This is a genomic window from Herbiconiux sp. UC225_62, assembly GCF_042694625.1.
In the GTDB taxonomy this organism is placed as follows: domain Bacteria; phylum Actinomycetota; class Actinomycetes; order Actinomycetales; family Microbacteriaceae; genus Herbiconiux.
Window position 1 is genome coordinate 4,103,538 of the sequence record NZ_CP170551.1, and the last position, 19,178, is coordinate 4,122,715.

Genomic DNA, 19,178 nt, shown 5'->3' on the forward strand with positions numbered 1-19,178 from the left:
CCCAGCGGGCCGGTCCACAGAGACGTGGACCGGCCCGCTTTTTTGTGCCCTCGCACCGCACGGCCGTCCCGCTACGAAGGAGTGTCATGACGGACTACATCATCGCGATCGACCAGGGAACCACGAGCACCCGGGCGATCGTCTTCGACCACGCGGGGTCGATCGTGAGTCAGGGCCAGCTGGAGCACAGGCAGATCTTCCCGAAGGCGGGCTGGGTCGAGCACGACCCCAAGGAGATCTGGGACAACACGCGCGAGGTCATCGGACAGGCGCTCTCCCGGGCCAACATCACCCGGCACAACGTGAAGGCCGTGGGCATCACGAATCAGCGCGAGACCACGGTGGTGTGGGACAAGACCACCGGTGAACCCGTCTACAACGCGATCGTCTGGCAGGACACGCGCACGCAGGAGATCGTCGACCGGTTCGCGGCCGACGGCGGCCCCGAACGGTTCAAGGATGTCGTCGGCCTTCCGCTGTCGACCTACTTCGCCGGCACCAAGATCGTCTGGATCCTCGAGAACGTCGAGGGCGCGCGCGAGAAGGCGGAGAACGGCGACCTCCTCTTCGGCACGACCGACTCCTGGATCACCTGGAACCTCACCGGGGGCGTCGACGGCGGCGTGCACATCACGGATGTCACGAACGCCTCCCGCACCCTCTTCATGGACCTGACGACGCTCACCTGGCGTGACGACATCCTCGAGGTGTTCGGCGTGCCGCGCTCGATGCTCCCCGCGATCAAGTCGTCGTCGGAGGTCTACGGCACGGTGCACACCTCGTCGCTGCTGCGCGAGGTGCCGGTGGCCGGCATCCTCGGCGACCAGCAGGCGGCGACATTCGGGCAGGCGGCCTTCGACGCGGGCGAGGCGAAGAACACCTACGGCACTGGCAACTTCCTCATCTTCGACACCGGCACCGAGATCGTGCACTCGAAGAACGGATTGCTCACGACCCTCGGCTACCAGCTCGGCGACGACGCGCCGCACTACGCGCTCGAGGGCTCCATCGCGGTCACCGGTTCGCTCGTGCAGTGGCTGCGCGACAATCTGGGGCTCATCGCGAGCGCTCCCGAGATCGAGGAGCTCGCGGCATCCGTCGACGACAACGGCGGCGCCTACTTCGTGCCGGCGTTCTCGGGCCTCTTCGCGCCCTACTGGCGATCGGATGCGCGCGGTGCTCTCGTCGGCCTCACCCGTTTCGTGAACAAGGGCCACATCGCGCGGGCCGCTCTCGAAGCGACCGCCTTCCAGACGAAGGAGGTGCTCGACGCGGTGAACGCCGACTCGGGGGTGCCGCTGACCGAGCTGAAGGTCGACGGGGGGATGATCGCCAACACCCTGCTCATGCAGTTCCAGGCCGACATCCTCGGTGTTCCCGTCGTGCGCCCCGTCGTGGCCGAGACCACAGCGCTCGGAGCCGCCTACGCGGCGGGCCTCGCGGTCGGCTACTGGGCGAACCTCGACGAGCTCCGCGCCAATTGGCAGGAGGACTCGCGCTGGGAACCGCAGATGGACGAAGCGGAGCGCGCCCGCCTCTACCGCAACTGGAAGAAGGCGGTCACGAAGACCCTCGACTGGGTCGACGCCGACGTGCTGTGACCCCGCGGCTACTTCTGGGTCGCGGCGATCCAGGCGTCGAGCTTGTTCGAGGCGGCGCCGGAGTCGATCGCGGCCGCCGCGATCGCCATCTTCTCGGCCAGGCGCTCCACGATGCCGCGGTCGACCTCGGACGGGTCGGACACCAGCTCGAACGCCACGAGTCCGGCGGCCGCGTTCAGCACCACCATGTCGCGCACCGGACCTGACTCCCCACCCATCACACGCCGAACGATCTCGGCGTTGTGCGCCGCGTCGCCGCCCTGGAGGTCCTCGATCGAGGCACGTGGGATGCCCAGATCACGCGGGTTGAGGTCGTGCTCCTTCACCGATCCCCGCGACACCTCCCAGATGTGGCTGTGGCCGGTGGTGGTCAGTTCATCCAGCCCGTCGTCGCCGCGGAAGACCAGCGCCGTGGCGCCGCGGGTCTGGAACACCCCCACGATCAGCGGAACCCGGTCGAGGTGAGCCACTCCGACGGCGGAGGCTTCGGCGCGAGCGGGGTTGCAGAGCGGGCCGAGGAAGTTGAACACCGTCGGCACGCCGAGATCGGCCCGCACCACGCCCGCGTTCTTGAAACCGGGGTGGAATTTCGAGGCGAACGCGAACGAGATCCCGGTCTCCAGGAACACCTCGGCCACGCGCGACGGCTCGAGGTCGATGTCGAGGCCGAGCGCCCGAAGCACGTCCGACGAGCCCGAGAGTGAGCTCGCGGCCTTGTTGCCGTGCTTGATCACCGGAACGCCGCTCGCCGAGGCCACGATCGACGCCATGGTCGACACGTTCACCGTGCCGAAACTGTCGCCGCCCGTACCGACGATGTCGAGGGCGAGCGGATCGATGTCCAGCGGCAGCGAGTGCTCCAGGATCGCATCGCGGAAGCCCACGATCTCGTCGACGGTCTCGCCTTTGGCCCGCAGCGCCACCAGGAATCCGGCCAGCTGGGCCTCGGTGACGTCGCCCTCCATGACCTTGTTCATCGACCAGGTCGCCTCGCTGATCGACAGATCCTCACCGGCGAGGAGGTGAGCGATCATTCCGGGCCAGGATTGCGTGTGCGCCATACCAGCGATCTTATTGGGCGCTCCTCGGCGAACACCGACCTGTATCCCTGCCGGGACACGCCGAGAACCGCGCGCCCTAGTCCCCCAATTGCAAAATCACCTGACGATTTCGGACATAATGGACCTGTGACGAGCAGCTCATTGACCCATTCTCAGAGTGCCCCCATGGTCCAGCGCCCCAACATCGTGGCGGTGGGTACCATCGTGTGGCTGGGCAGCGAGGTCATGTTCTTCGCGGGCCTCTTCGCGATCTACTTCACGCTGCGGTCGACGAACCCCGGCGCCTGGGCCGAACAGGCCAACACGCTGAACGTGCCGTTCGCGCTCGTCAACACGATCATCCTCGTCATCTCCTCGTTCTGGTGCCAGTTCGCGGTGTTCGCCGCCGAGCGCGGACAGACCAAACGCACGAGCTGGAAGCCGGTCGACTGGGGAATCACCGAGTGGATGTTCCTCGCCTACGCCTTCGGCGCCATCTTCGTCAGCGGACAGGTGCTCGAATACGCCACGCTCGTCTCCGAGGGCATCACGATCGACGGCAGCGCCTACGGCTCGGCCTTCTACCTCACCACCGGATTCCACGCCCTGCACGTGACCGGCGGCCTCATCGCGATGCTCCTCATGCTGGGGCGCGTCTTCGCGGTCAAGAACTTCGGTCACAAAGAGGCGACGAGCATCATCGTGGTCTCGTATTACTGGCACTTCGTCGACGTGGTCTGGATCGGCCTGTTCCTCGTGATCTACGTGCTGAAGTAGCGCATCCGTCATGTTCCACCGACGTCGTCCCGAACAGAGAGTAGAGAGAATGGCCCGCAAGAGCAGGAAAGCGAACAGACGCCACCCGTTGGCGACTGTGTTGCTGATTGCTATCGGCCTGGTCGTCACGGGTGGTGGGTACGCGCTCCTCAGCAGCACGACCACCGCCACGGCCGACACGAGCGCCACCAGCCAGGAGACGATCGAGGAGGGCCAGAAGCTCTTCGCGGCGAACTGCGCCACCTGCCACGGCATGAGCCTCGAAGGCACCCCCGACGGACCGAGCCTCATCGGCGTCGGCGCGGCAGCGGTCAACTTCCAGGTGGGAACGGGCCGTATGCCCATGGCGATGCAGGGCCCGCAGGCCATGCAGAAGCCGCCGCAGTTCACCGACGAGCAGACCGCGGCTCTCGCGGCCTACGTCGCCTCCATCTCCCCCGGCCCGGCGATCCCCGATCCGAGCCTGCTGCAGGGCGACGGCGACGCCACGAACGGTGGCGAGCTGTTCCGCATCAACTGCGCCATGTGCCACAACGTGCACGGAGCCGGCGGTGCCCTCACCGAGGGCAAGTTCGCCCCGGAGCTCACCGGTGTCGCGGCCACGCACATCTACGAGGCCATGCTCACCGGCCCCCAGAACATGCCGGTCTTCAACGACGACAACCTGACGCCCGAAGACAAGCGCGACATCATCACCTACCTGAAGTACCTCGAGAACAACCCGTCTCCCGGCGGAGTGGAGCTCGGGTCGCTCGGGCCGGTCGCAGAGGGCCTCTTCGCCTGGATCTTCGGACTCGGCGCGATCATCGGTCTGATGGTCTGGCTCACCGCGAAGTCGAATTAGCCGTCCGGATCTCGTGAACACCGGCACAGCAGCACACACCAGCACAGCTCGAAAGGGACAACAATGGCACATGACGAGGTGAGCGGGGCAGAGACCCCCGCTTCCGATTCGTCGGCCGTCGAGACGAGTCGAACGGCTTCGACCAGCACGGCGGTCATTGCGTCCGACGTCGCGAACCCTGGCGAGCCCGCCCACCGCCAGCGCATCACCGACATCGACCCCCAGGCCGCGAAGCGCGCTCAGCGGTCGGTCTACACGCTCTTCTACCTCTCGATCGCGGGCAGCGTCTTCGCAGTCGCGGCCTACATGGCGTTCCCGATCGAGAACGACGACGTCGGCTCCGTGCGGCTCAACACGCTGTTCATGGGAATCGGCATCGCCCTGGCGCTGTTCGGCATCGGTCTCGGCGCCGTGCACTGGGCCAAGGCGATCATGTACGACAAAGAGGGCATCGACGTCCGTCATCCCGTCCGGGGATCGGACGAGACGCGTGCGCGCGCCGTCGAGATCTTCGACGAGGCCGACAAGGAGTCGGGCTTCGGCCGTCGCACCCTCATCCGCAACAGCCTGATCGGTGCGCTGATCGCCTTCCCCCTTCCCGGCCTCGTGCTGTTCCGCGGTCTCGCGCCGCAGAGCGAAGACCCGGCGACGCTGCTCAGTCACACCATGTGGAAGAAGGGTGCGCGCCTCACGCTCGACCCCTCCGGCATCCCGGTGAAGGCGTCCGACGTCACCATCGGCTCGGTGTTCCACATCATCCCCGAGGGCCTCAACGAGGCTCCCGATCGTCTGGAGCAGAAGGCCAAGGCGGCGGTGCTGCTCATGCGCCTCAACCCCGACGACCTCAACATCAGCCCCGGCCGTGAGAGCTGGTCGTACGACGGCATCGTCGCGTACTCCAAGATCTGCACTCACGTCGGCTGCCCCGTCGCCCTCTACGAGCAGCAGACGCACCACCTGCTGTGCCCGTGCCACCAGTCGACCTTCGACGTGGTGAACGAGTGCCAGGTGATCTTCGGCCCGGCCAAGCGTCCGCTGCCGCAGCTGCCCATCGAGGTCGACTCCGAGGGCTACCTGGTCGCTCAGAGCGACTTCAACGAGCCGGTCGGACCGAGTTTCTGGGAGCGTTCATGACCACGATAGAAAGATCGGATGCCCCGACCGAGGTCGCGACTCCGGCACCGGCCAAGAGCGGCGGCTTCACGGCGGCCGCGGCGAACTACATCGACGAGCGCACCAGCATCTCCGGTGTCGTCAAGGAGTTCGGCCGCAAGATCTTCCCCGACCACTGGTCGTTCATGCTCGGCGAGGTGGCGCTCTACAGCTTCGTCGTCATCATCCTGTCCGGAACCTTCCTGACCTTCTTCTTCCAGGCCTCGATGGCCGAGGTGACCTACAACGGTTCCTGGGCGCCACTCAAGGGCATGGAGATGTCGGCGGCCATGGACTCGGCGCTGAAGATCTCGTTCGACATCCGCGGTGGTCTCCTGGTGCGCCAGATCCACCACTGGGCGGCTCTGCTGTTCATCGCGGCCATCGGCATCCACATGCTCCGCGTCTACTTCACGGGTGCGTTCCGCAAGCCGCGCGAGCTCAACTGGGTCATCGGCTTCACGCTGTTCGTGCTGGCCATGGCCGAGGGCTTCACGGGATACTCCCTCCCTGACGACTTGCTCTCCGGTAACGGCCTCCGCATCATCGACGGCCTGATCAAGGGCATCCCCTTCGTCGGCACCTGGATCTCGTTCCTGCTGTTCGGTGGGGAGTTCCCGGGCACCGCCATCATCGGGCGCCTGTACACGCTGCACATCCTGTTGTTGCCGGCCCTCGTGGTCGCGTTCATCGCGCTGCACCTGGTGTTCGTCGTGGTGCACAAGCACACGCAGTTCGCCGGTGGCGGTCGCACGCAGAAGAACGTCATCGGGTACCCGATCCTCCCCGTGTACGCCGCGAAGGCCGGTGGATTCTTCTTCCTGGTCTTCGGCGTCATCGCCCTCATGGCTGCGTTCTTCACGATCAACCCGATCTGGAACTACGGTCCCTACGACCCCTCTCCCGTCTCGGCGGGTACGCAGCCGGACTGGTACATCGGATTCGCCGACGGCGCGTTGCGTCTGATCCCACCGGGCTGGGAGTTCGTCTGGCTCGACCACACCTGGTCGTTCAACATCATCGTGCCCGTCGTCGCTCTGGTGCTGCTTCTCGCCCTCGTCGCGATCTATCCCTTCGTCGAGGGCTGGGTGACCGGCGACAAGCGCGAGCACCACATCCTCGACCGTCCGCGCAACGCTCCGACCCGCACGGGTATCGGCGCGGCGGGTGTCACCTTCTACGCGGGCCTGTGGGCCGCGGCCAGCTCCGACATCATCGCGACGCACTTCCAGCTCTCGCTGGAGAGCGTGACGCATGCCATCCAGGCGTGGGTCATCCTCGGTCCGTTCCTGGCCTATTTCGTCGCGAAGCGTGTCTGCATCGGTCTGATGAAGAAGGACCGCGAGATCGTGCTGCACGGCTACGAGTCCGGTCGCATCGTGCGTCTGCCCGGTGGCGAGTACATCGAGGTGCACGAGCAGGTCGACGACTACGAGCGCTGGAAGCTCCTCGACTACGAGGTCTACGAGCCGCTCATGCTCCGCCCGAACAGCCAGGGCAAGATCACGGCGGGTGCCCGCCTCCGGGTGCGCATGTCGAAGTGGTTCTTCGAGGACCGAATCGCCCCGGCATCCCGCACGGAGCTCGAGGCCGGTCACGGCCACGGCCACGCTCCCCAGGGCCTCCACGGCGACGGCACCGACCACTCCCTCGAGGAGGGCCCGGGCCTCAAGTAGACCCCCCTCCCCCGACCCAGGGCCCGGCACCGCACACCTCGCGGCGCCGGGCCCTTCGTCGTTGCCTGAGTACCAATTGCTCATAACACCCGGCGCCTTGAGGCGAACAGGCTTGCGTAGGACTATCCATCTACGATTCGAAGGCCTCCTCATGATCCCGACCCGAAGCAACTCCAGCAGACGCCGAAACACCCTTTTGGCGTCTGTGTCCCTCGCCGCCGTTGCCCTCAGCACCGCGCTCACTTCTCCTCTCTCCGCATCGGCCGTATCCGGCCCGGGGATCATCATCTGCCCGCCCCAGATCACGAAGATCGGCACCGTCGTCTCCCACGAAGTGCTGGATGGTGGGTCGGGATCGGGCTTCGACGCATCAATCACATCGGGGGCGCTGCCCGATGGCCTTGTCATCGACGACACCAGTGGTTCGAGCCCGCGGATCGCTGGTACTCCCACGAAAGTCGGCAGCTACGCGTTCCATCTCCACTTCGCCAACAATGTCGGAGGAGCAGGCGACAAGACCTGCGTCATGGACATCGTGCCGTCGACGTCGATCGTCGAACGCATTGACGGTGACGATCGTTACGAGGTCGCCGCGCACATCGCGCAGTTGATTGCGCCGGCCAAGACACCGCTTGTCTACGTGGCGAGCGGGGAGAACTACTCGGATGCGCTCAGCGCGTCCGCCATCGCTGCCCAGCACAATGCACCGCTGGTGCTGGCTACCTCGAGCGGGTTCACCAACTACGCCTACAACGTCGTCAACCTGTTCCAGGCCGCCGACGTGGTGCTTGTCGGCGGGGAGAACTCATTGACCCGGAAGGTCGAGGATGAACTGCACGCCATGTCGAGTCACCCCAAGGTGACGCGCATCGGCGGCGCGGACCGCTTCGAGGTTTCGCGGAACCTCATCAGCAATCCGAAGTTCGGGGCGATGGCGTCGACCTCGATCTCCGTGGCCAGCGGGCTGAAGTTTCCCGACGCCCTGAGCGCTAGCCCCGCGGCCGCCAAGATCAAGACCCCGGTTCTGCTCGTCAATGGCGAAGCGACGGCAATCAGTGCCGTTGAGAAGGCTCTGCTGACATCGCGTGGCGTCACCAGTGCCACCGTCTTCGGCGGCGAGGACACACTGTCCGCGGCCGTAGCAGCTGACATCAAGTCGGTGACCGGGGCACTCTCGCGCATCGAAGGCTTCGACCGCTTCGTCGTCTCAGCCAACATCACCGCCGCGAACTACACGGCCCCCGTCGACACGATCTACTTCGCCACCGGCGCCAACTACCCCGACGCCCTCGCCGGCGGAGTGCTCGCGGGCATCGACGGCTCCCCCATCCTCCTGGTGCGCAAGAACTGTGTGCAGCCCGAGGTCGCCGCTCAGGTGCGACGGTTGGCCCCGAAGCACATCGTGCTGCTGGGCGGGCCGAACAGCCTCGACGCGAACCTCGAGAACCTGCCGCTCTGCTCATAAGAGCCAGCACCTGGGGCCCCGTTGACCACTCGTGGTGAACGGGGCCTTCCTGCTTCACCAGTGCGCGGCGTGCGGAGTGGATGGACGATCAGGGCCGGCGTGCGGAGTGGATGGACGGTGGGGGCCGACCAGCCGCGAGAGTCCATCCGGTTCGGGCGCCCTATATGGTCAAGTGGAACGTCGAAGGCCCGCCCCGGGTGAGGGGCGGGCCTTCGACGTAGGGCGCGGAGGACTAGCGGGCGAAGTAGCCGCGGTAGTACTCGAAGACCCAGCCGACGATCGCGACGAGGAGCAGGGCTCCGGCGATGAAGGAGATCCAGAAGCCGACCGCGAGGCCGAGCACCATGAGGGCGCCGCCACCGGCCAGGATGATGGGCCACCAGCTCCACGGGCTGTAGAAGCCCATCTCGGGGTCTCCGTCGTCGATGTTCGAGTCGAGGAGGTCTTCAGGCAGCTCCGCACCCTGCGCCTTGTGCACACGACCCAGGTAGAAGGCGAGGAACGCTGACAGGATCGCCGCCAGGCCGATACCGACCGTTCCGACCCACTCGACCTGACCCTCGTACCAGATCAACGACCACACGGTGTAGGCCGCGTCGGCCAACAGCATGAAGGCGAACAGGATCCAGAAGAGATTGGTATTGGCTCTCATGCCTTACTTCACCTTGCTCTGCGAGAGGTCGTACGTGGGGGCATCCGGGGCGTCCTTCGCCGGCCCGACGCCGACGGGGATGCCGGCCTCCGGGTGGTTGAGGTCGAACGCGGGCGACTCCGAACGGATACGCGGGATCGAGGTGAAGTTGTGCCGCGGCGGCGGGCACGACGTGGCCCACTCGAGCGAGCGGCCGTAGCCCCACGGGTCGTTCACGGTGACCTTCGGCGCCTTGCGGGCCGTGATGTACACGTTCAGGAAGAACGGAATCATCGAGGCCGCGAGGATGAACGCACCGATCGTCGACAACTGGTTCATCCAGGTGAAGCCGTCTTCCGGCTGATAGGTCGCGTAACGACGCGGCATACCGATGACGCCCAGCCAGTGCTGGATCAGGAACGTGGTGTGGAAGCCGATGAACAGCAACCAGAAGTGCCAGTGCCCGAGGCGCTCGTTGAGCATCTTGCCCGTCCACTTCGGCCACCAGAAGTAGAACCCGGAGAACATGGCGAACACGACGGTTCCGAACACCACGTAGTGGAAGTGCGCCACCACGAAGTAGGTGTCGGAGACGTGGAAGTCGAGCGGCGGCGAAGCCAGGATGACGCCGGTCAGCCCACCGAAGGTGAAGGTGATCAAGAAGCCGATGGCCCAGATCATCGGTGTCTCGAAGGTCACGGACCCTCGCCACATCGTGCCGATCCAGTTGAAGATCTTCACACCCGTCGGCACGGCGATGAGCATTGTCATCAGCGCGAAGAAGGGCAGCAGCACCGAACCGGTGACGTACATGTGGTGCGCCCACACCGTGACCGAGAGCGCCGCGATGGAGATCGTGGCATAGATCAGCGTCTTGTAGCCGAAGATCGGCTTGCGGCTGAAGACAGGGAACACCTCGGAGACGATGCCGAAGAACGGCAGCGCGATGATGTAGACCTCCGGATGCCCGAAGAACCAGAACAGATGCTGCCAGAGCAGCACACCGCCGTTCGCCGCGTCGTAGACGTGGGCACCGAACACGCGGTCGGCACCGAGGGCGAAGAGCGCGGCGGCCAGGACCGGGAAGGCCATCAGCACGAGGATCGATGTCACCAGGATGTTCCAGGTGAAGATCGGCATGCGGAACATGGTCATGCCCGGGGCACGCAGCGTGATGATCGTGGTGATGAAGTTGACCGCACCGAGGATGGTGCCGAAGCCCGAGAGCCCGAGACCGAACACCCACATGTTTCCACCGTCACCCGGCGTGAACGTCGTCGACGACAAGGGCGCGTAGGCGAACCAGCCGAACGACGCCGCACCCTGCGGGGTGAGGAAGCCGGAGACGGCGATCAGCGAACCGAACAGGAACAGCCAGAACGCGAACGCGTTCAGACGCGGGAACGCGACATCCGGAGCACCGATCTGCAGCGGCATGATGACGTTGGCGAAGCCGGCGAACAGCGGCGTCGCGAACATCAGCAGCATGATCGTGCCGTGCATCGTGAAGAGCTGGTTGTACTGGTCTTTCGTCTGCAGGAGCTCGAGACCCGGCTCGAACAGCTGGGCGCGGATGACCAGCGCCATCACGCCACCGAGGCAGAAGAAGAGGAACGAGGCGATCAGGTACATGTACCCGATGGTCTTGTGGTCGGTGGAGGTGATCCACTTGATGAAGATGTTGCCCTTGCGGCCCACCGACTTCGACGGAGTCGGAATCGGGGTCGCGGTGCCGGGCGATACCGCCACTGTTGCTGTCATGGCGCGCTCCTACTCTTCTTCGTGCGCGGGCGTGCCGATGCCCGGGAGGTTCTGGTTGCGGTTGTACTCCGGGCCCAGCTGACCCTCTTGACCGGCGTCTTTCAAGGACTGGATGTAGTCGTCGTACTCCTGCTGCGAGACGACCTTCACATTGAAGAGCATCATCGAGTGGTATTCACCGCAGAGCTCGGCGCACTTGCCGCTGAAGGTTCCTTCACGCTCGGGCGTGACGTACATGTAGTTCGTCTTGCCGGGCAGCATGTCCTTCTTGTAGAGGAAGTCGATGACCCAGAAAGAGTGGATGACGTCGCGCGACTGGAGCTCGATCTCGACCTTCTTGCCGACGGGCAGGTAGAGCACCGGGATCTCGGACTCGACGAGCGAGCCGTTCGCGTCATCCGGGTTCTCCTGGCCCTGGACGCCGGGCGAGTAGACGTTCTCGTCGACGTAGTTGAAGTCCCACGCCCACTGCTTGCCGAAGACCTGGATCTTCACGTCGGGGCTGTCGTACTTCGCCTCGATCGCGCTCTGGTCGCGCGCCGTGAAGGCGAAGAAGCCGAGCACGAGGATGAGCGGCACGATCGTGTAGAAGATCTCGATCGGCATGTTGTAGCGCAGCTGCACCGGGAGGCCGGTCTGGCCCTTGCGGCGGCGGTAGACCACGATGGCCCAGATGGTGAGGCCCCAGGTGAGGACACCGACCACGAGCAACACGATCCAGGACGTGACCCAGAGGCCGATCACCCGGTCGACGTTGTTGGTGGTGCCGGGTTCAGTCGGGAGCCAGCCTTGCAGCTGCTCCTGGGTGCACCCGGCCAAGACAACGGACAGGAGCGCCGCGATTGGAATCGCGGCCCATCGGAGACGTCGGTTAGAGCGCACCACAGACCTTTCGGGAAGCTACACCACAGTGTATTTGACCTTGTCCTAGCCTACTGGGTCGAGGTCGCCGCCGTTGCCACAGGCGCACCGGATGCGCGTGCGACAGGCACGAAAAAGGGGCCGTTCCCGAAGGAACAGCCCCTGAATCCGCGGATTCGCGTCGTGACTCAGTGGAACGAGTCTCCACACGCGCAGCTTCCGGAGGCGTTCGGGTTGTCGATCGTGAAGCCCTGCTTCTGGATCGTGTCTTCGAAGTCGATGGTGGCGCCCTCGAGGTAGGGGACGCTCATCTTGTCGACGATGACCTCGACGCCGTCGAAATCGACCACACCGTCTCCGTCGAGCATGCGCTCGTCGAAGTAGAGCTGGTAGATGAGCCCCGAGCATCCGCCGGGCTGCACGGCGACACGCAGACGCAGGTCGTCGCGACCCTCCTGCTCGAGGAGGCTGCGCACCTTCTCGCCCGCAGCGGGGGTGATGCCCACCTTGTGCGCCGGCGCTTCGACCGCGGCGGTCAGCGTTGTCTCACTCATGTGCACTCCATTCGTTCGGAAGTATGGAAGAAGTCTAACTCCGGCAACGGGGCGGTCGCCGCATCTATTCCCGGGAGTTGAGGCGGAGCAGCAGAAGGGCCTCCGCGCCGATGGCCCGCTTGAAGACGCCGAGGTGGAGCGACTCGTTGGGGCTGTGCGCGCGGGTGTGCGGGTCTTCGACGCCCGTGACGAGGATCTGCGCCTCGGGGAACACCCGCACCAGGTCGGCGATGAACGGGATCGACCCGCCGACGCCCGCCTCGACCGGCTCGGCACCCCAGGCGTCGCGCATCGCGTCTTTCGCCGCGGACACGGCCCAGCCGGAGGTGTCGACGAGGAACGGGTTGCCTGTGTCGACATCGCTGATCTCCACGTGCGCCCCGAACGGCGCGTGCGAGCGGATGTGCGCCTCGAGCGCGGCCAGGGCGTCGGACGCCTCCTGTCCGGGCGCGATCCGGGCGCTCACCCGCACGGAGACGCTCGGCGAGAGGGTGTTCGACGCGTTGGCCACGGTCGGCGCGTCGATGCCGGTGACGGTGATCGACGGCCCGGCCCACAGCCGCGACAGGATCGAACCGGTGCCGATCGGCTGCACGCCGTCGAGCAGGCCGGCCTCGGCGCGGAGCGTCTCCTCCGTGTACTCCGGCGCGGTGATCGGGCGCGAGGTGAGTCCGGCGACCGCGACCGAACCGTCGGCGTCGTGGAAAGTACTGAGCAGGCGGATGGTGGCCAGCATCGCATCCGGCACCGCTCCCCCGAACATGCCGGAGTGCGAGGCGTGCGCGAGGGTGGAGACGGTGAGCTTGAAGGTGACGTTTCCCCGCAGGCTGATGGTGAGCGAGGGGGTCTCCGTGTCCCAGTTGTCGGAATCGGCCACGACGATGACGTCGGCGGCCAGCCGATCGCGGTTGGTCTCGAGGAAGTTCGCGAAGGAGCGCGAGCCGAACTCCTCCTCGCCCTCGATGAACACCACGAGACCGAGGTCGAAGTCGGCTCCGGCCACCGCCGCGAGGGCGCGCACCGAAGCGAGGTGCGACACCACGCCCGCCTTGTCGTCGGCGGCACCGCGGCCGTAGAGACGGTCGCCCCGCACGGTGGGTTCGTAGGGCGGCGAATCCCAGTCGGCGTCCTGCCCGGGAGGCTGCACGTCGTGGTGCGCGTAGAGCAGCACGGTGGGCTTGCCGTTCTTCGCCGGCCGCGTGGCGAGCACGGCGGGCTGGCCGAGCTCACCCGACTCCGTGGAGGCGCGCAGCACGTCGACCGCCTCGAACGCGCCCGTCGAACGGAAGAGCTCCGCGACCGCGTCAGCGCTGGCCTCGACGTGGGCGGGATCGAACGCCGCCCACGAGACGGAGGGGATGCGCACCAGAGCGCTGAGGTCGGCGATGCTCGCGGGGAGGCCGAGCTCGACGCTCTCGGCGAGAGCCGCTTCGAGAGCGTCCTCCGGCGGATTCTGGGCGAACGAGGAGCCACTGCTGTCAGTCATGCAGGTAATCTTAAGAGACGAACGAACGAGGACACCGTGGCAAAGAAATCCAGCACGACCGAAGCGCCCATCGAGGCTCCTGTGGAGGAGCAGTCGGGCAAGGGTCACGCGACCCCCACCCGCAAGGAGCGTGAGGCGGCCAACAAGCGTCCCCTCGTTCCCTCCGATCGCAAGGAAGCGAGCCGGGATTACAAGCGCCGCCAGCAGGAGCTGCGCGACAAGGCGCGCGTGGGCATGGCCAACGGCGACGAGAAGTACCTTCCCGCCCGCGACAAGGGCGTGCAGCGTCGTTACGTGCGCGACTACGTCGACGCCCGCTTCAACCTGGGCGAGTTCCTCATCCCGGTGATGTTCGTCGTCATCCTTCTCACCCTCGTTCCGATGCCGGAGGTGCAGGCCGGCGTGATGCTCGGCCTCTACGCCTTCGTCGTGATCGTCATCGGCGACAGCCTCTTCCTCGGCATGCGTCTGATGAAGAAGATGCGCGAGAAGTTCGGCGCCGACAAGGTGGAGAAGGTGCGCTGGTACGCCACGATGCGCGCCCTGCAGTTCCGCCGCCTCCGCCTGCCGAAGCCGCAGGTCAAGCGCGGCCAGTACCCCAGCTGATCCTCGCCCGGTTCGCCGGGTTCACTCCCCTTGGCGCGTCTTGCGGAGGCGTGCGAGGCCGATGTTGATGCTCCGCGCCCACAGCGGGCCGCGATAGAGGAACGCCGTGTAGCCCTGCACGAGGGTCGCGCCCGCGGCCAGGCGCTGGTCGACGTCGTAGGCGGTGTCGACTCCCCCGACCGAGATGACGCAGAGTTCAGCGGGCACGACGGAGCGGATGAGCTTCAGCACCTCGAGCGAGCGGGTCACGAGCGGGGCGCCCGACAATCCGCCGGCGCCCGCCGCCTCGATCACGGCCGGGTCGGTCTTCAACCCCTCGCGGGAGATCGTGGTGTTCGTGGCGATGATGCCGTCGAGCCCCAGCGAGACCGCGAGCCGCGAGATCGCCAGCACCTCGTCATCGCTGAGATCGGGAGCGATCTTCACGAGCAGGGGCGTCGCGCCCGCCTCGGCCTTCACGGCGGAGAGCAGAGGCGCGAGCTTCTCGAGCTCCTGGAGCCCACGGAGCCCCGGCGTGTTCGGCGAGCTGACGTTCACCACGAGGTAGTCGGCCATCGGGGCCAGGGCACGGGCGCTCTGCCGGTAGTCGTCGATCGCGTCATCCACCTCCACCACGCGGCTCTTGCCGATGTTCACGCCGATGACGGGTCGGGGATGCGTGAGCGAGCGCACGCGCGCCAGTCGCAGCGAGGCGGCGGCGGCTCCCGAGTTGTTGAAGCCCATGCGGTTGACGACCGCGCGATCCGGGATCAGCCGGAACAGCCGCGGACGCGGATTGCCGGGCTGGGGCCGTGCCGTGATGGTGCCCACCTCGACGTGACCGAAGCCGAGCGCACCGAATCCGCGGATGGCCTTGCCGTCTTTGTCGAAACCGGCCGCGAGCCCGAACGGGGTCGGGAAGTGCAGACCGAGCGCGTGGACCGAGAGGTCGACGGGGCTCTTCGTGAAGCGGGCCACGACGCCGTCGAGCTTGAGGAAGGGGATGGCGCGGATGACGTCGAAGGCGAGGTGATGCGCGCGCTCCGGATCCATCCTCGACAGCACGTGCCGGAAGAGCAGCTCGTACATACGGCTACTCAGGAGTGGCGGAGCCGTCGGCGGTGACACCGGTGGCGGCCTGGTCGTGCTCCACTCTGAGCAGGGTGATCGCGGCTTCGAAGTCGTCGAGCGAATCGAAGCCCTGGTAGACGCTCGCGAAACGGAGGTAGGCCACCTCGTCGAGTTCGCGCAGCGGCTGGAGGATGGCCAGGCCGATGTCGTTGGCCTCGATCTGCGCGGCGCCCGAGAGGCGGACGGTCTCCTCGACCCGCTGGGCGAGCACGGCGAGATCGCTGTCGGTGACAGGCCGGCCCTGGCAGGCCTTGCGCACGCCCGACACGATCTTCTCGCGGCTGAACGGCTCGACCACGCCGGATCGCTTGATCACGCTGAGCGAGGCGGTCTCGGTGGTGCTGAATCGGCGGCCGCAATCGGGGCACTGACGGCGACGGCGGATGGCGAGACCGTCGTCGGTCGTGCGCGAGTCGACGACGCGGGAGTCGGGGTAGCGGCAATAGGGGCAGTACATGGCAGCTCAATCGTACCGGCTCACCGCATCCGCGCGGTCGGTGGGAGAACCTCCCTCCGACCTCCGGTACTGGCTAGCATGTCAGCCATGGAACCCGCCGCCCTGGACCCCGTGCAGCAGCCCCGACTCACCGATGAGCAGTGGACGCGCCTGCTCGCATTCGGGACCGAGGAGGACGTCGCCGCGGGCGACTACCTCTTCCGTTCGGGCGACCGTGACTACGACCTGATCCTCGTGGAGTCGGGCGAGGTGGAGGTGGTGCGCGATTCGTTGGGCTGGGTCGACGAGAGCGTCATCGCCCGGATGGGCCCGCGCTCATTCGTGGGCGAGCTCGGGCTGCTGAACGGGCAGGGCGCCTTCCTGTCCGCCCGCATGAGCCAGGCCGGGCGCATCCTCCGGGTGTCGCGCACCGAATTGCGCAGCCTGATGGACGACGACGACGAACTCGGCGACATCGTGCTGCACGCTCTGTGGGCTCGGCGTGAGAGCCTCCGGCGCGGACCGGCCGCGCTCACCCTCAAGTTCGTGGGGCGCGGTTCCGATCGCGACTTCCTCGCCCTGCGCCGCTTCGCCGAGCGCCTCGATCTCGTCCACGTCGCCGCCGAGCTCCCGCCCGGCGAGCTGGGCGCGCTGACCGGCCACGACATCGGTGCGGACGACCTGCCGGTCGCGTTCGTCCAAGGCGAGCCGATCAGGCGTGCGACGCCCGGGGTCGTCTCGGAGCGGCTCGGATTGAGCTATCGGGCACAGGCCGACGAGATCGCCGATCTCGTGGTGATCGGCGGCGGGCCGGCCGGTCTCGCTGCAGCGATCTACGGCGCATCCGAGGGTCTCAGCACGGTGCTGGTCGACGCGATCGCGCCCGGCGGGCAGGCGGCGGCGACCTCGCGCATCGAGAACTTCCTCGGCTTCCCCTTCGGGGTGAGCGGCCGCGACCTCATCGGTCAGGCGTGCCTGCAGGCGCTCAAGTTCGGCGTGCGGGTCTACGCGCCCTGCGAGGCCGTGGCGCTCGACAGCAGCGGTGACGTGCTCGAGGTGACGCTGGCCGACGGCGCGGTCATCCGGGCGCGCACGGCGATCGTGACGGCGGGCGCGGCCTACCGCACCCTCAATCTCGACCGCTGGGAGGAGTTCGAGCGTACCGGCATCTACTACGCGGCGACCCAGCTCGAACTGCGGCAGGTGAGCGACTCCCCCGTCGTGGTGGTGGGCGGGGCGAACTCCGCGGGACAGGCATCCCTCTATCTCGCGGCGAACGGATGCCCCGTGCATCTGGTGGTGCGCGGTAGCGACCTCGGGAGCCGGATGTCGGCCTACCTCGTCGACCGGCTCCAGGAGGACTCGCGGGTGCAGGTGCACACGGGCTCACGGGTGGTCGGTCTCGACGGCCGCGATTCGCTCGAGCGGGTGCGCATCGACAGCGTGGGAGAGGTGGATGCGCGCGGTCTGTTCTGCTTCATCGGCGCCGATCCCGCCACGGGGTGGTTGACGGCGCTCGACCGCGACGTCGACGGCTTCCTGCGCACCGGAGCCGACCTCGCCGCGCAGTCGCTCGCCTGGCAGAACCTCGGGCGCGAGCCGTTGCCCTTCGAGACGTCGGTCCCGCGCGTGTTCGCGGCGGGCGACGTCCGTCGTGGCTCGATGAAGCGTGTCGCGGCCGCGGTCGGCGAGGGTTCGAGCGCGGTGGCGTCGGTGCACCGGGCGCTGCTCTAGCCCTGACTGTTGAAAAACGCAAACGTCGCAGCGACCGCGGCCTCTGCGGGTTCGGTGTCAGTCAGACGTGCGGTTTCCGACCGGCGTCCGAGTGCCGAGCGCTGCTATCGGGCGAAGCGGGCGGTGACGGCCTCGCCGTGGGCCGGGAGGTTCTCGGCGGTGGAGAGGGCGACGATCCGGTCGGCCACGACGCGCAGGGCCGGGCGGTCGTAGCGGATGACCTGTTGCGGGCGCAGGAAGGTGTACGCGCCGAGGCCCGAGGAGAAGCGCGACTGGCCGCCGGTGGGGAGCACGTGGTTCGAGCCGGCGAGGTAGTCGCCGAGGCTGACCGGTGAGTAGGCGCCGAGGAAGATTGCGCCGGCGTCGTGGATGTCGCGGAGCGTGGCATCCGGGTCGGCGGTCTGGATCTCGAGGTGCTCGGGACCGTAGGCGTTGCTGAACGCGGCGGCCACGGCGATGGAGTCGACCAGCACGATGGCCGACTGCGGCCCGTCGAGGGCGACGGCCACCCGCTCGGCGTGCTTGGTCTGGGCCGCGACGCCGGAGAGTTCGGCGACGACCGCCTCGGCGAGTGCGACGGAGTCGGTGACGAGCACGGCGGCGGCCAGCTCGTCGTGCTCGGCCTGGCTCACCAGGTCGGCAGCGACGAAGGAGGGGTCGGCCGCGGCATCCGCGATGATCAGGATCTCGGTGGGCCCCGCCTCGGAGTCGATGCCGACGGTGCCGCGCACCACGCGCTTGGCGGCGGCCACGAAGACGTTGCCGGGACCGGTGATGACGTCGACGGGATCGAGTCCGATCTCCGGCACCCCGAAGGCCAGCGCGCCGATCGCACCCGCTCCCCCGATGGCGTAGACCTCGTCGACGCCGAGAAGACCGGCAGCGGCCAGGATGGTGGGGTGCACGCGGCCCGCGAAGTCCTTCTGCGGCGGTGAGCTGATGGCGATCGAGCCGACGCCGGCCGACTGCGCCGGGACGACGTTCATCACGACGCTGGACGGGTAGACCGCCTTGCCGCCGGGAACGTAGAGGCCGACGCGCTGCACCGGGTGCCAGCGCTGTTCGACGACAGCGCCGTCGGCGAGCGTCGTGAGTCGGCCCTCGGGGATCTGGGCCGCCGTCGCCTGGCGCACGCGCACGATCGCCTCGTCGAGCGCGGCCCGCACCGCGGGATCGAGCCCCGCGACGGCCTCGGCGATGTGCTGGGCGGGCACGCGCACGTGCTCGGGCACCACGCCGTCGAAGCGCTCGGCCTGATCGCGCAGGGCGACGAGCCCGTCGGTGCGCACCGCCTCGACGATCGCGGCGGCGGCCTCGGCAGCCACCGACACGTCGGTGTCGGCACGCGGCACGACGGCGGCGAGCTCGGAACGGGACAGGGTGCGGCCGCGGAGGTCGATGGTCTGGATCATGGCCCGTCCAGCCTACCGACGCCACACCGTGG

At 67.2% G+C, this 19,178-nt stretch carries 17 protein-coding genes; 8 read left to right on the plus strand and 9 right to left on the minus strand.

Translation table 11 applies throughout. From position 1 onward, the window contains the following. Positions 1–86 precede the first annotated feature (86 nt). The gene (glpK, locus tag ACFJGU_RS20005) at positions 87–1,601 is read left to right on the plus strand and encodes a glycerol kinase GlpK (RefSeq protein ID WP_382305983.1); all 1,515 of its coding nucleotides are present in this window, start codon (positions 87–89) and stop codon (positions 1,599–1,601) included. A gap of 8 nt (positions 1,602–1,609) precedes the next feature. Here glpK and trpD read toward each other — a convergent pair whose 3' ends face one another. Then, positions 1,610–2,662: an anthranilate phosphoribosyltransferase gene (gene trpD, locus ACFJGU_RS20010; RefSeq protein WP_382305985.1), complete on the minus strand. Its 1,053-nt coding sequence runs from the start codon at positions 2,660–2,662 to the stop codon at positions 1,610–1,612. A 165-nt stretch (positions 2,663–2,827) separates the two neighbouring features. Between trpD and ACFJGU_RS20015 the strand changes: the two genes are divergently transcribed. The 5 genes from ACFJGU_RS20015 to ACFJGU_RS20035 all read left to right on the plus strand — a co-directional run bounded on the left by ACFJGU_RS20015 (position 2,828) and on the right by ACFJGU_RS20035 (position 8,555). Then, on the plus strand, positions 2,828–3,418 hold the full coding sequence (locus tag ACFJGU_RS20015) for a heme-copper oxidase subunit III (RefSeq protein WP_092552299.1): 591 nt from the start codon (positions 2,828–2,830) through the stop codon (positions 3,416–3,418). 49 nt (positions 3,419–3,467) lie between these two features. Then, positions 3,468–4,262, plus strand: coding sequence for a c-type cytochrome (locus tag ACFJGU_RS20020; RefSeq protein WP_382305987.1), 795 nt, complete (start codon positions 3,468–3,470; stop codon positions 4,260–4,262). Positions 4,263–4,325: 63 nt separating this feature from the next. Further along, positions 4,326–5,396, plus strand: a complete 1,071-nt coding sequence (locus tag ACFJGU_RS20025) for a Rieske 2Fe-2S domain-containing protein (protein ID WP_382305989.1) — start codon at positions 4,326–4,328, stop codon at positions 5,394–5,396. Further along, complete coding sequence (locus ACFJGU_RS20030; protein WP_382305991.1) at positions 5,393–7,090, plus strand: cytochrome bc complex cytochrome b subunit; 1,698 nt, start codon at positions 5,393–5,395, stop codon at positions 7,088–7,090. The genes ACFJGU_RS20025 and ACFJGU_RS20030 overlap by 4 nt, the downstream gene beginning before the upstream one ends. Positions 7,091–7,202: 112 nt before the next feature. Continuing rightward, positions 7,203–8,555 (plus strand): cell wall-binding repeat-containing protein, encoded by a 1,353-nt coding sequence (locus ACFJGU_RS20035; protein WP_382305993.1) that lies wholly within the window; start codon positions 7,203–7,205, stop codon positions 8,553–8,555. A 232-nt stretch (positions 8,556–8,787) separates the two neighbouring features. Here ACFJGU_RS20035 and ACFJGU_RS20040 read toward each other — a convergent pair whose 3' ends face one another. The 5 genes from ACFJGU_RS20040 to ACFJGU_RS20060 all read right to left on the minus strand — a co-directional run bounded on the left by ACFJGU_RS20040 (position 8,788) and on the right by ACFJGU_RS20060 (position 13,848). Further along, positions 8,788–9,207 carry a cytochrome c oxidase subunit 4 gene (locus ACFJGU_RS20040; protein ID WP_382305995.1) on the minus strand — a complete coding sequence of 140 codons (420 nt, stop codon included), beginning with the start codon at positions 9,205–9,207 and terminating at the stop codon, positions 8,788–8,790. A 3-nt stretch (positions 9,208–9,210) separates the two neighbouring features. Continuing rightward, positions 9,211–10,947, minus strand: coding sequence for a cytochrome c oxidase subunit I (gene ctaD, locus ACFJGU_RS20045; protein ID WP_382305997.1), 1,737 nt, complete (start codon positions 10,945–10,947; stop codon positions 9,211–9,213). Between the two features lie 9 nt (positions 10,948–10,956). Continuing rightward, positions 10,957–11,829 carry a cytochrome c oxidase subunit II gene (coxB, locus tag ACFJGU_RS20050; RefSeq protein WP_382305998.1) on the minus strand — a complete coding sequence of 291 codons (873 nt, stop codon included), beginning with the start codon at positions 11,827–11,829 and terminating at the stop codon, positions 10,957–10,959. A gap of 167 nt (positions 11,830–11,996) precedes the next feature. Continuing rightward, complete coding sequence (locus ACFJGU_RS20055) at positions 11,997–12,362, minus strand: HesB/IscA family protein (protein WP_382305999.1); 366 nt, start codon at positions 12,360–12,362, stop codon at positions 11,997–11,999. Between the two features lie 64 nt (positions 12,363–12,426). Continuing rightward, the gene (locus ACFJGU_RS20060; RefSeq protein WP_382306000.1) at positions 12,427–13,848 is read right to left on the minus strand and encodes a dipeptidase; all 1,422 of its coding nucleotides are present in this window, start codon (positions 13,846–13,848) and stop codon (positions 12,427–12,429) included. Between the two features lie 36 nt (positions 13,849–13,884). Here ACFJGU_RS20060 and ACFJGU_RS20065 point away from each other — a divergent pair, with 36 nt between their 5' ends. After that, complete coding sequence (locus tag ACFJGU_RS20065) at positions 13,885–14,454, plus strand: DUF3043 domain-containing protein (protein ID WP_382306002.1); 570 nt, start codon at positions 13,885–13,887, stop codon at positions 14,452–14,454. A 21-nt stretch (positions 14,455–14,475) separates the two neighbouring features. On the opposite strand, the gene ACFJGU_RS20070 is transcribed toward ACFJGU_RS20065, so the two are convergent. Both ACFJGU_RS20070 and nrdR read right to left on the minus strand, forming a co-directional pair. Continuing rightward, the gene (locus tag ACFJGU_RS20070) at positions 14,476–15,522 is read right to left on the minus strand and encodes a quinone-dependent dihydroorotate dehydrogenase (protein ID WP_382306004.1); all 1,047 of its coding nucleotides are present in this window, start codon (positions 15,520–15,522) and stop codon (positions 14,476–14,478) included. Between the two features lie 4 nt (positions 15,523–15,526). Further along, positions 15,527–16,021: a transcriptional regulator NrdR gene (gene nrdR, locus ACFJGU_RS20075; RefSeq protein WP_382306006.1), complete on the minus strand. Its 495-nt coding sequence runs from the start codon at positions 16,019–16,021 to the stop codon at positions 15,527–15,529. A gap of 87 nt (positions 16,022–16,108) precedes the next feature. Here nrdR and ACFJGU_RS20080 point away from each other — a divergent pair, with 87 nt between their 5' ends. Further along, a complete protein-coding gene (locus ACFJGU_RS20080; RefSeq protein ID WP_382306008.1) occupies positions 16,109–17,734 on the plus strand; it encodes an FAD-dependent oxidoreductase in 1,626 nt (541 codons plus the stop codon). Between the two features lie 104 nt (positions 17,735–17,838). On the opposite strand, the gene hisD is transcribed toward ACFJGU_RS20080, so the two are convergent. Next, positions 17,839–19,146, minus strand: coding sequence for a histidinol dehydrogenase (gene hisD, locus ACFJGU_RS20085; RefSeq protein WP_382306010.1), 1,308 nt, complete (start codon positions 19,144–19,146; stop codon positions 17,839–17,841). Positions 19,147–19,178: the final 32 nt, after the last annotated feature.